This window comes from Streptomyces sp. WAC04114, assembly GCF_019733245.1.
GTDB classification, from domain to species: Bacteria; Actinomycetota; Actinomycetes; order Streptomycetales; family Streptomycetaceae; genus Streptomyces; species Streptomyces massasporeus_A.
Map to the genome: position 1 here is coordinate 1 of NZ_JAIGQA010000370.1, position 1,255 is coordinate 1,255.

Annotated in this window: 2 protein-coding genes; one reads left to right on the top strand and one right to left on the bottom strand. The window is 73.7% G+C overall.

Annotated elements, in window-relative coordinates; all coding sequences use genetic code 11:
- The first annotated feature begins 187 nt into the window (after positions 1-187).
- Positions 188-730: a peptidoglycan-binding protein gene (locus K4G64_RS39240; RefSeq protein WP_221760615.1), complete on the top strand. Its 543-nt coding sequence runs from the start codon at positions 188-190 to the stop codon at positions 728-730.
- A gap of 36 nt (positions 731-766) precedes the next feature.
- Here the strand turns inward: K4G64_RS39240 and K4G64_RS39245 are convergent, their stop codons facing one another.
- Complete coding sequence (locus K4G64_RS39245) at positions 767-1,192, bottom strand: helix-turn-helix transcriptional regulator (RefSeq protein ID WP_221760616.1); 426 nt, start codon at positions 1,190-1,192, stop codon at positions 767-769.
- Between the last annotated feature and the right edge of the window lie 63 nt (positions 1,193-1,255).

A 1,255-nucleotide genomic window follows, 5' to 3' on the forward strand; every position in this document is an offset into this window, starting at 1 on the left:
GGCCCCGCGCGACCCGCCCCCGGGTGGGACGCCCGCCGCCCCGCGCGTGGACCGTCCCTGGGCGGTCCGGGTACGCGGCCAGGCCTCGCCGGGAGGGCCGTCGGCCCCCGACGCTGTGCGGGCCAGACGAGACGAGCCGCCCCAGGGGAAACCCGCCGGGGGACGGCGGTTCGGAAAGGACAACCGCATGAGCATGCGCAATCGAGCCGTGGCGATGGTGACGACGGCCGTGATGCTGGGGGCCGGGGGGACCGGCATCGCCCTGGCGCCGGCGGCGAGCGCCGCGCCCGCCTACTTCGGTATCGACGGCACGGGTGCCGTCACCAACGACTGGGAGGACGAGGAGAACCTCGGCGTCGACGCCTACGCCAGGGGTAACGCCATCGCCCTGTGGGAGACGGTGCTGTGGGCCGACGGCGCCCAGTGGGAGGACGACGAGGGCGAGTTCCAGCCCTTCAGGAAGAGCCGGATCGACGGCTCGTTCGGGCCGGAGACCGAGTCGGCGACGCAGTGGTGGCAGAGCCGGCACAACCTCCCCGAGACCAACGGCACCGTCGACAGCGAGAGCTGGGACTTCGCCCAGACCCGCCTGCAGCTCCTGCCGGGCAACATCGTCCAGTACAAGGGCCTCGTGCGGAACGTCAACTTCAAGCGCGTGGGCGGCAAGTACCAGGTGAAGCTGAAGAACGTCGGGCCGTGGAAGTACGCCCACTACCGCACGCTCGGCTGAGCGGCACCGTCGCCGGGGAGCGGAAGGCCGTCACGGTCACCCGCTCCCCAGCGGCAGCACCCACAGCAACCCGGCCAGCAGCACCACGATCACCCCGAACGACACCAGGGCCGCCGCCCGCCAACGCCGGTACTCGGCACCGGCCGGCGGCTCGTCCGTCATCCGCTCCGCCGGCCCGGCAGCCACCGCCGCCCCGTGCGGCCACGTCTGGTCGGCCAGGTCCCACAGCGCCAGCAGCCGCGCCTGCTCCGCCCCCGCCATCCGGCACAGCGCCTGCACCGCTCCCCGCGGCGGCTGCTTCGCCCCGCTGAGATACCGCTGCCACGACGACTTGCTGTAGGCGGTCCGCCGGGCCATCTCGGCGAGGCTCAGACCCGTACGGTCCTTCAGGGCCCGCAACTGCTCGACCAGATGCCGCGCCTCCCTCGGCAGTGCGTCCGGAAGCGGCCGCCAGCGTGTCATGGTCGTCCCCCCACTGCTCGCCGCCGCGGGGAGCGGTGCAGGCGCTGTGCCGGATGGCGGGGG